This is a genomic window from Pseudomonas sp. xss_2, from assembly GCF_043104195.1.
Taxonomy (GTDB): domain Bacteria; phylum Pseudomonadota; class Gammaproteobacteria; order Pseudomonadales; family Pseudomonadaceae; genus Aquipseudomonas; species Aquipseudomonas urmiensis.
Window position 1 is genome coordinate 1 of the sequence record NZ_JBICKL010000025.1, and the last position, 12,227, is coordinate 12,227.

The 12,227-nt window shown below is 64.3% G+C and carries 11 protein-coding genes; 6 read left to right on the forward strand and 5 right to left on the reverse strand.

Annotated elements, in window-relative coordinates; genetic code table 11:
- Window positions 1-44 precede the first annotated feature (44 nt).
- Both ACF8K2_RS03535 and pap read right to left on the reverse strand, forming a co-directional pair.
- Window positions 45-1,007, reverse strand: coding sequence for a DMT family transporter (locus ACF8K2_RS03535; RefSeq protein WP_392463494.1), 963 nt, complete (start codon window positions 1,005-1,007; stop codon window positions 45-47).
- 225 nt (window positions 1,008-1,232) lie between these two features.
- Window positions 1,233-2,726, reverse strand: a complete 1,494-nt coding sequence (pap, locus tag ACF8K2_RS03540; protein WP_186554740.1) for a polyphosphate:AMP phosphotransferase — start codon at window positions 2,724-2,726, stop codon at window positions 1,233-1,235.
- Between the two features lie 148 nt (window positions 2,727-2,874).
- Between pap and mnmC the strand changes: the two genes are divergently transcribed.
- The 5 genes from mnmC (at window position 2,875) to ACF8K2_RS03565 (ending at window position 10,157) form a co-directional block, all read left to right on the forward strand.
- On the forward strand, window positions 2,875-4,848 hold the full coding sequence (mnmC, locus tag ACF8K2_RS03545; protein WP_392463495.1) for a bifunctional tRNA (5-methylaminomethyl-2-thiouridine)(34)-methyltransferase MnmD/FAD-dependent 5-carboxymethylaminomethyl-2-thiouridine(34) oxidoreductase MnmC: 1,974 nt from the start codon (window positions 2,875-2,877) through the stop codon (window positions 4,846-4,848).
- A gap of 148 nt (window positions 4,849-4,996) precedes the next feature.
- On the forward strand, window positions 4,997-6,784 hold the full coding sequence (locus tag ACF8K2_RS03550) for an N-acetylglutaminylglutamine amidotransferase (protein WP_186554738.1): 1,788 nt from the start codon (window positions 4,997-4,999) through the stop codon (window positions 6,782-6,784).
- Window positions 6,785-6,787: 3 nt separating this feature from the next.
- A complete protein-coding gene (gene ngg, locus ACF8K2_RS03555; protein ID WP_392463497.1) occupies window positions 6,788-8,533 on the forward strand; it encodes an N-acetylglutaminylglutamine synthetase in 1,746 nt (581 codons plus the stop codon).
- Window positions 8,534-8,677: 144 nt separating this feature from the next.
- Window positions 8,678-9,862 (forward strand): osmoprotectant NAGGN system M42 family peptidase, encoded by a 1,185-nt coding sequence (locus tag ACF8K2_RS03560; protein ID WP_186554736.1) that lies wholly within the window; start codon window positions 8,678-8,680, stop codon window positions 9,860-9,862.
- A 67-nt stretch (window positions 9,863-9,929) separates the two neighbouring features.
- The gene (locus ACF8K2_RS03565) at window positions 9,930-10,157 is read left to right on the forward strand and encodes a YheU family protein (protein ID WP_186554735.1); all 228 of its coding nucleotides are present in this window, start codon (window positions 9,930-9,932) and stop codon (window positions 10,155-10,157) included.
- Window positions 10,158-10,186: 29 nt separating this feature from the next.
- Here the strand turns inward: ACF8K2_RS03565 and csrA are convergent, their stop codons facing one another.
- From csrA to ACF8K2_RS03580, 3 genes are all read right to left on the reverse strand, one after another.
- Window positions 10,187-10,372 (reverse strand): carbon storage regulator CsrA, encoded by a 186-nt coding sequence (gene csrA / locus ACF8K2_RS03570; RefSeq protein ID WP_186554734.1) that lies wholly within the window; start codon window positions 10,370-10,372, stop codon window positions 10,187-10,189.
- Between the two features lie 127 nt (window positions 10,373-10,499).
- Window positions 10,500-10,832, reverse strand: a complete 333-nt coding sequence (locus tag ACF8K2_RS03575; protein ID WP_186554733.1) for a YnfA family protein — start codon at window positions 10,830-10,832, stop codon at window positions 10,500-10,502.
- A gap of 125 nt (window positions 10,833-10,957) precedes the next feature.
- Window positions 10,958-11,770: an SDR family oxidoreductase gene (locus ACF8K2_RS03580; protein ID WP_392463499.1), complete on the reverse strand. Its 813-nt coding sequence runs from the start codon at window positions 11,768-11,770 to the stop codon at window positions 10,958-10,960.
- 270 nt (window positions 11,771-12,040) lie between these two features.
- Between ACF8K2_RS03580 and ACF8K2_RS03585 the strand changes: the two genes are divergently transcribed.
- Entirely contained in the window at window positions 12,041-12,199 is a 159-nt protein-coding gene (locus ACF8K2_RS03585; RefSeq protein ID WP_186554816.1) for a DUF3309 family protein, read from the forward strand.
- Window positions 12,200-12,227: the final 28 nt, after the last annotated feature.

The following is a 12,227-nucleotide window of genomic DNA, read 5'->3' on the forward strand; positions in this document are numbered from 1 at the left end:
CACGTGGGAGCGGACTTGCCCCGCGATAGCGCCGGCCGAGGCGATCAATGCACCTGAGCCAAACGCGCCCGCCGTGCCCGCCAGCCGGCCACCAACGACGGCCCCAGGGCGACCATCGCCGACCCCGCCACCACCGTCACCGCGCCCACATAACCCAGGGCATTGATGTCCTCGGCATGCACATAATCCGGCCACAACCACGCCGCCAGCGCCACGGCAACGAAGGTCACCAACGGCGTCAAGGCCAGGGTCGCACTCACCCGCGAGGCTTCCCAGTGGGCCAACGCCTCGGCAAACGCGCCGTAGGCCACCAGGGTGTTCAGGCAGCAGGCCAACAACAGCCAACCCTGCAACGGGCTCAACTGCTGCGCCTCCAGCGGATGCACCCAGGGCATCAGCAAGCCGGCGCAGCCCAGGTAGATCACCATCATCACTTGCTGCGAGTTCCACACGGTGAGCAACTGCTTCTGGCTCAGGGCATAGAACACCCAGATGCTGGTCGCCAGCAAAATGGTCAGTACCCCAGTGGTGTAGGCACCCAGCGAGGTCAGCAGTTCTTCCAGGCGCTGATTGAAAAACAAGCCAAAGCCCATCAGCAACACCAGCAGACCCAAGCCCTGCCCCAGGCTGAAACGCTCTTTGAAGACGAACACGCTGGCCACCAGCAGCAGCACCGGGCCAAGTTGCACCACCAGTTGCGCGGTGCCGGGGCTGAGCAGCTTCAGCCCGATCAGGTACAGCACGTAGTTCCCCAGCAGGCCGCAGATGGCCACGCCCACCAGGCCCAGACGCTTGCGCCCCATGCCTGCAAAGGTTGGCAGCCGTCGATTGGCCGCAAGCCAGGCGAACAGCAGGCCGCCTGAGACCAGCAGGCGATACCAGGTGACGGTCACCGGATCCATGACCTGCAGGACTTGCTTGAGCTTGATCGGCAAGATGCCCCAGAGCAGCGCGGTCAATAGTGCCAACAGCAGGCCATGGACCCAGCGTCCGGAAGTGATATGCATAGCGTCCTCGTTCAAGCCCTTGGTTCGGGTCTGTGGATTCTAAGGGCTTGGAGTACGTGGCTGGGGGAAAGTGGCGGGAAAAGAATTCATCAGGTCATTCCCGCAGGGCATGGCTCCTCGTGCCGGCCTCATCGCGGGGCACGCCCGCTCCCACGCGATGTCACGTTGCCGAGGTCGTCAGCGTGGGAGCGGGCTTGCCCCGCGATGAGGCCAGCGCTGAAACCATCACTTCTTGTCCTTGGCGAACGCCGCCTCCAACGCATCATTGATGGTGCGCAGCACCTTGACCCGCGCCCAGCGCTTGTCATTGGCCTCGACCAGCGTCCAGGGCGCGATCTCGGTACTGGTGCGGTCGACCATATCGCCCACCGCCTCGGTATACACATCCCACTTGTCGCGGTTGCGCCAGTCTTCCTCGGTGATCTTGTAGCGCTTGAACGGGATCTGCTCGCGCTCTTCGAAGCGCTGCAACTGGGTCTGCTGGTCGATCGCCAGCCAGAACTTGACCACTACCACGCCAGCGTTGCTCAACTGCTCTTCGAAGTCGTTGATCTCGCTGTAGGCGCGCATCCAGTCAGCTGGGCTGCAGAAGCCCTCGACCCGCTCGACCAATACCCGCCCATACCAGGAGCGATCGAAGATGGTGAACTTGCCGCGCGCCGGAACATGCCGCCAGAACCGCCACAGATACGGCTGGGCGCGCTCTTCCTCGGTCGGCGCGGCAATCGGCACGATGCGGTACTGGCGCGGGTCGAGCGCCGCCGCTACTCGGCGAATCGCCCCACCCTTGCCCGCCGCGTCGTTACCTTCGAACACTGCCACCAACGCATGCCGACGCATGTGCTTGTCACGCAGCAGCCCGGCCAGGCGTGCTTGTTCGGTGACCAACTGTTCCTGGTAGTCCTTCTTGTCCAGGCGCTGGGTCATGTCCAGCGCGCCGATCAGGTTGAGGTTGTCGATACTGCGCCCAAGCGGTGCGACGTTGCTCTTGTGCTTGGCCTTGGGGTCGACCGCCAGCGCCGCTTGCAGGCTTTCGAGCAAGATGCGCCCCACGGCCAGGCTGCGGTAGTGAGGGTCGGAGCCTTCGATCACATGCCAGGGGGCAAAGTCGCGGCTGGTGCGGCGCAGCACCCGCTCGCCGAAGCGCACGAAGCGGTCGTAGGTTTGCGACTGCTGCCAGTCCAGCGGGCTGATCCGCCAGCTGTGCAGCGGGTCGTCGCGCAAGGCCTTGAGGCGCGCTTTCATCTGCTTCTTGGACAGGTGGAACCAGAACTTGATGATCAGCGCGCCTTCATCGCAAAGCATCTGCTCCAGCCGCTCGGCGCCAGCGATGGCTTGGTCGAGCACGGCATCCTTGAACTGGCCATGCACCCGGCCCTGGATCATCTGGCTGTACCAGTTGCCGAAGAACACCCCCATCCGCCCCTTGGGCGGCAGTGCGCGCCAATAGCGCCACGCCGGCGGCCGGGCCAGTTCCTCGTCGGTCTGCTGATCGAAGGTCAGCACATCGATCAGGCGCGGGTCCATCCACTCGTTGAGCAGCTTGACCGTCTCGCCCTTGCCGGCGCCCTCGATGCCGTTGATCAGCACAATTACCGGAAAGCGCGACTGCTGCTTGAGTTCGTACTGAGCCTCGAGCAGTGCCTCGCGCAGGGCGGGCACTTCGGCTTCAAAGGTCTCCTTGTCGATGCTGTGACCGATTTCCGCAGATTCGAACATGGCTTTGCCTGGCTCCTTCAATGGAATGACAAGACTAGCGGAAACGCAGCTACAAGTTGCAAGCGACCAGCTGCAAGAAAAACCGAACCGTGCCACCATCTGCTTTTTCTTGCAGCTTGTCGCTTGCAACTTGAAGCTGAATTCGACCATGCCCGACACCCACCTCCCCCGCCATGCCCAGATCGATTGGGACGACCAGGGCCGCCCGCATTCGCGGCACTACGACGACGTGTATTTCTCGATCAACGAGGGCGTCAACGAGACCCAGTACGTGTTCATCGAAGGCAATCGCCTGCGCGAGCGCTTCGCGGCATTGGCCGCGCACAGCTGCATGGTCATCGGCGAAACCGGTTTTGGCACCGGGATGAACTTCTTCTGCGCCTGGCAGCTGTTCGCCGAGCAAGCCCCTGCCCAGGCGCGGCTGCACTTCGTCAGCGTCGAGAAGTACCCGCTGAGCTACGACGATCTGAGCCGCGCCGTGCAGTTATGGCCGGATCTGGCGCCTTACTGGCAACCGTTACTGGAGCAGTACGTCGCCGTGCACCAGGGTTTCCAGCAGTTCAGTTTCGACGGCGGCCGGGTCACCCTGACGCTGATGATCGGTGACGTGCTCGAGCAACTGCCGCACCTCGATGCCCAGATCGACGCCTGGTTCCTTGACGGTTTCGCGCCGGCGAAAAACCCCGACATGTGGACCCCAGCGCTGTTTGCCCAGCTTGCGCGCCTGTCGCATCCGGCCACCACCCTAGGCACCTTCACCACCACCGGCTGGGTTCGCCGCGGGCTGATCGAAGCCGGGTTCAGCATGAAGAAAGTGCCAGGGCTGGGTAAAAAGTGGGAGGTGATGCATGGCCAGTTCACTGGCCAAGCCAGCGCGAAGGTAGCGCCCTGGTACGCCCGCCCACCTGCGCTCGAAGGGCCCCGCCGGGCCCTGGTGATTGGCGCCGGCCTGGCCGGTAGCGCCACGGCTGCCAGCCTCGCCGCGCGTGGCTGGCAGGTCAGTGTGCTGGAGCGCCATCAAGCCCCGGCGCAGGAAGCCTCAGGCAATCCCCAAGGTGTCCTGTACCTGAAGTTGTCGGCCCATGGCACTGCTCTGTCGCAGATGATCCTGGCGGGTTTCGGCTACACCCGTCGCTGGCTCGAACGGTTGCAGCGCGGCCAGGACTGGGATGGCTGTGGCGTGTTGCAACTGGCCTTCGATGCGAAGGAGTCCGAACGCCAGGCCAAGCTGGCAGCGGCCTTCGACAGCAGCCTGCTGCACTCGCTCGATCGGGCTCAGGCTGAGGCCGTTGCCGGGGTGCAATTGGCCTGCGGCGGCTTGTTCTATCCCGAGGGTGGCTGGGTTCACCCACCCGCGCTGTGCACTGCGCAATTGCAGCATCCGTTGATTCAGTTGCTGACGCACCAGAACGTTATCGAACTGCGTAAGGTCGATGGGCTTTGGCACGCCTGGGACGGCGAACAGCTGCTGGCCAGCGCGCCACTGGTGGTGTTGGCGGGCGCGGCAGATGTGCGCCGCTTTGCCCCCTGCGCCGACCTGCCGCTCAAGCGCATCCGCGGGCAGATCACCCGTTTGCCGGCCACCGCGAGTAGCCGTGAGCTGAGTACCGTGGTCTGTGCAGAAGGGTATGTAGCACCGGTGCGCGGGGATGAGCACACCCTGGGCGCCAGCTTTGATTTTCATAATGAAGACCTGACGCCGAGCACTGCCGAGCACCAGGGCAACTTGACGTTGCTAGATGAGATTTCCACTGACCTGGCGCAGCGGCTGGGCACGGCCGGGATGGATCCGGCAGCGCTACAAGGTCGTGCGGCGTTCAGGTGTACCAGCCCGGATTATTTGCCGATTGTCGGGCCGCTGGCCGATGCGCAGGCGTTCGCGCAAGCGTATGCCATGTTGCGCAAGGATGCGCGGCAACTGCCGGCGGTGGAATGTCCTTGGCTGGAGGGGCTGTATGTGAACAGTGGGCATGGCTCGCGGGGGTTGATCACAGCGCCCTTGAGCGGCGAGATGGTCGCTGCTTGGGTGTGTGGCGAGCCGTTGCCGGTGCCTCGGGCGGTGGCCGAAGCCTGTCATCCGAACCGATTTGGCTTGCGCGCCTTGATTCGCGGCAAGGCATAGATTTTTGGGGCTGCTGCGCCGCAAAGCGGCCCCAATACCGCCCACCCATATAACAGATTGATCTAAAACTCTCACAAACCGCACAGGTCAGTTCCTAAGTGCCCTACTTTTGGGCACCCCTCCCCAACGGCAAAACCGGTAAGGACTTATGTGCGGATTAGCAGGAGAGTTACGCTTCACCCCGATCAACCAAGCCCCGCGCCCGGCGGACCTCGCCGCGGTCGAGCGCATCACCCATCATCTGGCGCCGCGTGGCCCGGATGCCTGGGGCTTCCATAGCCAGGGCCCGATCGCCCTCGGCCACCGCCGGCTGAAGATCATGGACCTGTCCGATGGCTCAGCCCAACCGATGGTCGACAACAACCTCGGCCTGTCGCTGGCGTTCAACGGCGCCATCTACAACTTCCCCGAACTGCGCCAGGAGCTGCAAGCGCTGGGCTACACCTTCTGGTCCGACGGCGACACCGAGGTGCTGCTCAAGGGCTATCACGCCTGGGGCGCAGCCTTGCTGCCCAAGCTCAACGGCATGTTCGCCCTGGCCATCTGGGAGCGCGACAACCAGCGCCTATTCCTCGCCCGCGACCGCCTCGGCGTCAAGCCGCTGTACCTGTCGCGCAATGGCGAGCGCCTGCGCTTCGCCTCGACCTTGCCGGCACTGCTCAAGGGCGGCGATATCGACCCGATGATCGACCCGGTCGCACTCAACCACTACCTTAATTTCCACGCCGTGGTTCCCGCGCCGCGCACCCTGCTGGCCAACGTGCAAAAGCTCGAACCCGGCACCTGGATGCGCATCGACCGGCACGGCGAAGTCGAGCGCCAGACCTGGTGGCAGCTGCAATACGGGCCTAACCCGGACGAGCACAAGCTCGACCTCGAAGACTGGACCACCCGCGTACTCGACGCCACCCGCGACGCCGTGGCGATCCGCCAACGGGCAGCGGTCGACGTTGGCGTGCTGCTCTCTGGCGGGGTCGATTCGAGCCTGCTGGTCGGCCTGCTGCGCGAGGTTGGCGTGGACGATCTGTCGACCTTCTCCATCGGCTTTGAGGATGCCGGCGGCGAGCGCGGTGATGAGTTCCAGTACTCCGACCTGATCGCCCGTCACTACGGCACCCGCCATCACCAACTGCGCATCGATGAGCGCGAGATCATCGAGCAGTTGCCGGCCGCGTTCCGCGCCATGAGCGAGCCGATGGTCAGCCATGACTGCATCGCTTTCTACCTGCTCTCGCGCGAAGTAGCCAAGCACTGCAAGGGCGTGCAAAGCGGCCAGGGTGCAGATGAACTGTTCGCCGGCTATCACTGGTACCCGCAGGTCGATGGTGCCGAAGACCCGTACGCAGCCTACCGTGAGGCATTCTTCGACCGCAGCCACGCCGAGTACCGCGACACGGTACAAGCGCCGTGGCTGCTGGAGACCGATGCCGCAGGCGAGTTCGTCCGCGAGCACTTCGCCCGCCCCGGCGCTCCCGATGCAGTAGACAAGGCGCTGCGCCTGGACAGCACGGTGATGCTGGTCGACGATCCGGTCAAACGCGTCGACAACATGACCATGGCCTGGGGCCTGGAGGCGCGTACGCCATTCCTCGACTATCGCCTGGCCGAACTGTCGGCGCGCATTCCAGCACGCTTCAAGCTGCCAGATGGCGGCAAGCAGGTGCTCAAGTCGGCGGCGCGCCGGGTCATCCCTCATGAGGTGATCGACCGCAAGAAGGGCTACTTCCCGGTCCCGGGCCTCAAGCACCTGGAAGGCGCGACCCTCGATTGGGTGCGCCAGTTGCTGACCGACCCAAGCCAGGACCGTGGCCTGTTCAACCCGGCGATGATCGACAAGCTGCTGAGCAATCCGCACGGCCAGCTCACGCCCCTGCGCGGCTCCAAGCTGTGGCAGCTGGCGGCCCTGAACCTGTGGCTCAGCGAACAAGGAATCTGATCGATGAAAGCCCACGAAATCGCCTATGGCCAGCGCCTGCTACGCGGCCAGGCGCCCTCCTACGAGCGCCTGCAAGCGCGCCTGGCCGGTGACGGTAGCGAACCGCACAACCAGCCACGCGCGGTGCATTGCGGCTGGGGCCGATTGCTGATCGGGCATACCTACCCAGACCCCAGCGAGCTGGCCGAAGCGCTGCTTGAAGAGGCTCCCGGCGAGCGTGATATCGCCCTGTACGTGGCGGCGCCGCAGCAGGTGTTGGCGCATGCGCCGCAGCAACTGTTTCTCGATCCGTCCGACACCCTGCGCCTGTGGTTCACCGACTACCGCCCGGCGCAGCGGGTATTTCGCGGTTTTCGTATCCGGCGGGCGCAGACCGAGGCCGACTGGCAGGCGATCAACAGCCTGTACCAGACCCGCGCCATGCTGCCGGTCAACGCCGAGCTGCTCACCCCGCGCCACCAGGGCGGTCCGGTCTACTGGCTGGCCGAAGACGAAGACACCGGGGCAGTGATCGGCAGCGTCATGGGCCTGAATCACAGCAAGGCGTTCGATGACCCGGAGCACGGCTGTAGCCTGTGGTGCCTGGCGGTCGATCCGCACTGCAGCCGCCCCGGCGTCGGCGAAGTGCTAGTGCGGCATTTGATCGAGCACTTCATGAGCCGTGAGCTGGCCTACCTCGATCTGTCGGTCATGCACGACAATCGCCAGGCCAAGCGCCTGTACAAGAAGCTTGGCTTTCGCAACCTGCCCACCTTCGCGGTCAAGCGCAAAAATGGCATCAACCAGCCGCTGTTCCTTGGCCCCGGCCCCGAGGCTGGGCTCAACCCGTATGCGCGAATCATCGTCGACGAGGCCTTTCGTCGCGGCATCGAGGTGCAGGTCGATGACGCCGCTGCCGGCCTGTTCACCCTCAGCCTTGGTGGGCGCCGGGTGCGCTGCCGGGAGTCGCTCAGCGACTTGACCAGCGCCGTGAGCATGACCCTTTGCCAGGACAAGCGCCTGACTCAGCACGCCCTGCACAATGCCGGGCTGCAAGTGCCGGTGCAGCAACTGGCGGGCAATGCCGACGACAACCTGGCGTTTCTCGAAGAGCATGGCGCGGTGGTGGTCAAGCCGGTAGATGGCGAACAGGGCCAGGGCGTGGCGGTCAACCTGACCACCCTGGAAGAGATCAGCCAGGCGGTCGAGCAGGCGCGGCGGTTCGACAGCCGGGTGCTGCTGGAAAGCTATCACCCAGGTTTCGACCTGCGCATCGTGGTGATTGGCCATGAAGTGGTCGCCGCCGCGATTCGCCATCCGGCCCAGGTGATCGGCGATGGCAAGCACAGCGTCAAGGCGCTGATCGAGGCGCAGAGCCGTCGTCGCCAAGCCGCAACCGGGGGTGAGAGCCGTATCCCGCTGGACGAGGAAACCGAGCGCACGGTGCGCGCTGCCGGGCTGCAATACAGCGACATCCTGCATGCTGGGCAGCGCCTGGCGGTGCGCCGCGCGGCCAACCTGCATACCGGTGGCACCCTGGAAGATGTCACCGAGCGCCTGCACCCGATCCTGGCCGATGCTGCCGTGCGTGCGGCACGGGCGCTGGATATCCCGGTGGTGGGCCTGGACCTGATGGTGCGCGACGCCGAGCAGCCTGACTACGTGATTATCGAGGCCAACGAACGGGTCGGGCTGGCCAACCACGAGCCGCAACCGACCGCTGAACGATTTGTCGACCTGCTGTTTCCCCATAGCCGGTCGCCTGCCTGAATGATGGTGTCCTGGTGGGCCTCATCGCGGGGCAAGCCCGCTCCCACGCTGTGCTCTCTTTTGAGGTAAAGCAGTCAACGTGGGAGCGGGCTTGCCCCGCGATGAGGCCCGCCAGCACAACCACCCACCCGCCGAGGAGTGCACATGTCCAAACACCACCCCGAACCGGATTTGGAATACCTCAAACGCGTCCTGCTGGAGATGCTCGCCATCCCCAGCCCGACCGGCTTCACCGACACCATCGTGCGCTATGTCGCCGAACGCCTGGATGAACTGGGTATCCCCTTCGAACTGACCCGCCGCGGCACCATCCGCGCCACCCTCAAGGGCCGCCAAAGCTCGCCCGACCGCGCCGTCTCGGCCCACCTGGACACCATCGGCGCCAGCGTGCGCCAACTGCAAGACAACGGCCGCCTGGCCCTGGCCCCGGTCGGTTGCTGGTCGAGCCGCTTTGCCGAAGGCAGCCGGGTCAGCGTGTTCACCGACACCGGTGTACTGCGCGGCAGTGTGCTGCCGCTGATGGCCAGCGGGCACGCCTTCAATACCGCGATCGACCAGATGCCGATCAGCTGGGATCACGTCGAAGTGCGCCTGGACGCCTACTGCGCAACCCGCGCCGACTGCGAGACGCTGGGCATCTCGATTGGTGATTTCGTCGCCTTCGATCCGCTGCCGGAGTTCACCGAGAGCGGCCATATCAGCGCCCGCCACCTGGATGACAAAGCCGGCGTAGCGGCGTTGCTTGCCGCACTCAAGGCAGTGGTGGAAAGTGGCCAGCAGCCGCCGATCGACTGTCACCCGCTGTTCACCATCACCGAAGAAACCGGCTCCGGCGCGGCCGGCGCATTGCCGTGGGATGTCAGCGAGTTCGTCGGCATCGACATCGCCCCGGTAGCACCTGGGCAGGCCTCCAGCGAACACGCGGTGAGCGTGGCCATGCAGGACTCCTCTGGCCCCTACGACTACCACCTGTCGCGCCACCTGCTGAAACTGGCAGGTGATCAAGACCTGCCGGTGCGCCGCGACCTGTTCCGCTACTACTTCAGCGATGCGCATTCGGCCGTCACCGCCGGTCATGATATCCGCACCGCGCTGGTAGCTTTTGGCTGCGATGCTACCCATGGCTACGAGCGCACCCATATCGACAGCCTGTCGACCCTCAGCCGGCTGCTGGCCGGTTACCTGCTCAGCCCGCCGGTATTTGCCAGCGATTCCAACCCGGCCAGCGCTTCGCTCGAACGCTTCAGTCACCAGCTGGAGCATGATGCGCAAATGGAGAGCGATACCCGCGTGCCGGCCGTGGACAGCCTGGTCGGCAACAAGAGCTGATGCCTACACGCAGGGGGCGGGTTTCGCGTAGCATGGGGCCACTCCCGACTACAGACCGTCCCTGCGTATGCTGATCCCCTACGACCAACTCGAAGCCGAAACCCTGACCCGCCTGATCGAAGACTTCGTCACACGCGAAGGCACCGACAATGGCGATGACACGCCCCTGGAGACCCGCGTGCTGCGCGTACGCCAGGCTCTGGCCAAGGGTCAGGCGTTCATTCTGTTCGACTTGGACAGCCAACAGTGCCAGCTGCTGGCCAAGCATGAAGTGCCCAGGGAACTGCTCGAGTGATCAACCGGGGTTGCCCCGTGCAGCCCCGCTTACATGTCCCGCTGCTGTTTCTCCTGCGCCTTGATCCGCTTGTACACCTCGCTGCGGTGCACCGGCACTTCACGCGGCGCGCTGATGCCAAAGCGCACCAGCCCGTTGCCCACCGCCATCACCTTGATCTCGATGTCATCGCCGACGGTGATGACTTCGCCAACATCGCGTCCAATTACCAGCATGCTCCGATCCTCGCCGCTAAGGGAAAACCGGAGCCTGCTTCAGGTCTATCGGGCTACACAATATTGCGCCAGCGAAAGAGACGAGTCCTACCAGCAAAGGTAATTCGCCCTACAGAAATACCTGGCTTTAACCCTGCTGCAAGCGTGGCCCGAAGACGATGATGGTTGCGCCGAGCACGCACAGCAGCGCACCGAGCCAGTCGCTGCCCAGCGGCCGTATACGCTCTACCAGGGCCAGCCAGAGCAAAGACGAAACGATATAGATGCCACCATAGGCTGCATAGGCGCGGCCCGCGTAGGCGGCCTCGACGCGGGTGAGGATCAGGCCGAACACGGTCAGGCTGAGCAGCGCCGGTACGATCCACCACGCACTCTTGCCCAGGCGTAGCCACAGGTAGAAGGCGTAGCAGCCACCGATCTCGAACAGAGCGGCCAGGAAGAACCAGAAGTAGTTGATCACGCCAGGCTCCCTTAGGCCATGTAAAAGGCGTCTAGGATACCTGATTGATCTGCAATAACAGGGTGACAGTGATGGCCTCTTCGCGGGCAATTCGCAGCGGCGCACCGCCGCGCCTACAGGACACGCTAGCCCCGACTCCCCGCCTTGGCACGCATCTTCACCGCCATCTCGGCCATCTCGTCATACAGCCGCTCTGGCGCCTGGCACTTGAGCTTCCACGCCTCACGCCCGGCCTCATGCGGCAGAATCAGAAACTCGCCAGCGCCAATCCGCTCATGCATGTACTCGGCGATATCCGCCGCACTGATCGGCGAGCCCTGCAACAACTTGCCCACCTGCGCCTTCATTGCCGGGTTCGGCCCGCGGAACGAGTCGAGCAGGTTGGTCTGGAAGAACGATGGACACACCACATGCACCGCCACTTCCAGCTGGCGCAACTCGACCAGCAGGCTCTCCGACAACGCCAGCACGCCGGCCTTGGCCACGTTGTAGTTGCTCATCCCCGGCCCCTGCATCAGCGCCGCCATCGAGGCGATGTTGACGATCCGCCCCTTGCTGCGTTCAAGCAGCGGCAAGAACGCCTTGCAGCCCTTGACCACGCCCATCAGGTTGACCGCGATCTGCCAGTCCCAGTCTTCCAGCGACAGCTCGGCGAAGAACCCGCCCGAGGCGACCCCGGCGTTGTTGACGATCACATCGATGCCGGCGAACTTCTCTTCGCAGGCCTGGGCCAGGGCAGTCAGCTGGCTGTAGTCGCGCACATCGCAGCGCTGGGTGAAACCATCGCCGCCTGCGGCGCGTACCCGCTCGAGGGTTTCGCGCAGGCCGGCATCGTTGACATCGGCCAGGGCCAGGCGCCAGCCCTCGCGCGCCCAGCGCAGGGCGATCTCGCGGCCAAGGCCGGAGCCTGCGCCAGTGATCATCATTCGGTTGTGCATGGTGCAGGCCTTGTTCTGTGGGCAATGGGCCGAGTCTAGCCAAGGCCTGCATCGAGTTGGTGCGCTATCAGGCTGCTGAATGGGCCGGCATGGCCGCGCCTGTGTTGGGCACGATCCTCGTGGGAGCGGGCTTGCCCCGCGATAGAGCCAGTACTGACACCACAAAATCCACTGCCCGCAACGCCAATTGAATCTTTGCCAAGCGGCGCAGGTCGGAATTGTAAGCGGCCAGCATTCCTAGGCCCCTTCCCCTAGAACAACGCAAGGATTCTGCCCATGACCACGATCCTCATCATCATCCTGATCCTGCTGTTGATTGGTGGCTTACCCGTCTTCCCACACTCGCGCAGCTGGGGCTATGGCCCATCCGGCATCATTGGCGTGGTGCTGGTGATCCTGCTGGTGTTGTTGTTGCTTGGCATGATATGACCCCGCCCCCTGGCCGCCAGCCAGGGGG

Excerpts from the sequence above, each read along its gene's own strand:
- ACF8K2_RS03535 (WP_392463494.1), bottom strand. The coding sequence starts at position 1,007 with ATGCATATCACTTCCGGACGCTGGGTCCATGGCCTGCTGTTGGCACTA.
- pap (WP_186554740.1), bottom strand. The coding sequence starts at position 2,726 with ATGTTCGAATCTGCGGAAATCGGTCACAGCATCGACAAGGAGACCTTT.
- mnmC (WP_392463495.1), top strand. The coding sequence starts at position 2,875 with ATGCCCGACACCCACCTCCCCCGCCATGCCCAGATCGATTGGGACGAC.
- ACF8K2_RS03550 (WP_186554738.1), top strand. The coding sequence starts at position 4,997 with ATGTGCGGATTAGCAGGAGAGTTACGCTTCACCCCGATCAACCAAGCC.
- ngg (WP_392463497.1), top strand. The coding sequence starts at position 6,788 with ATGAAAGCCCACGAAATCGCCTATGGCCAGCGCCTGCTACGCGGCCAG.
- ACF8K2_RS03560 (WP_186554736.1), top strand. The coding sequence starts at position 8,678 with ATGTCCAAACACCACCCCGAACCGGATTTGGAATACCTCAAACGCGTC.
- ACF8K2_RS03565 (WP_186554735.1), top strand. The coding sequence starts at position 9,930 with ATGCTGATCCCCTACGACCAACTCGAAGCCGAAACCCTGACCCGCCTG.
- csrA (WP_186554734.1), bottom strand. The coding sequence starts at position 10,372 with ATGCTGGTAATTGGACGCGATGTTGGCGAAGTCATCACCGTCGGCGAT.
- ACF8K2_RS03580 (WP_392463499.1), bottom strand. The coding sequence starts at position 11,770 with ATGCACAACCGAATGATGATCACTGGCGCAGGCTCCGGCCTTGGCCGC.